This window comes from Adlercreutzia equolifaciens (assembly GCF_029076695.1).
Lineage (GTDB): Bacteria > Actinomycetota > Coriobacteriia > Coriobacteriales > Eggerthellaceae > Adlercreutzia > Adlercreutzia equolifaciens_A.
Genome location: NZ_JARFIK010000360.1, coordinates 1 through 304, shown reverse-complemented (window position 1 = coordinate 304; position 304 = coordinate 1). Strand labels below are relative to the sequence as shown.

Below are 304 nucleotides of genomic sequence, written 5' to 3'. Positions count from 1 at the left end.
ATGCACTCCCCTTGCACATCGTTGATGGGAAACATGACGCGGTTGAAGAAGCGGTCGCGCAGCCGCCCGTCGCGACCGGTCAGCGCCACGTTGGCCGCCACCAATTCATCGCCCTAGAAGCCAAGGCCAGTCAAGTGGCGCACGAGCACCCCATGGCCGGGGGCAAAGCCCAGGTTCCAGTCCTTCGGCACCGTGCCGCCGAAGCCGCGACCGGCCAGGTAAGCACGGGCCGCTTCGGGCTCGGCGCCCTTGCCGCGCATGAGCTGGGTATGGTAGAACTCCGCAGTGCGCGCGCAAATTTCCT

The 304-nt window shown here is 66.1% G+C and carries 1 pseudogene; it reads right to left on the bottom strand.

The annotated features are described in order from the left end of the window. Positions 1-113: 113 nt before the first annotated feature. Positions 114-304 (bottom strand): annotated as a pseudogene (locus PZH32_RS12740) (DNA primase); the annotation flags it as partial.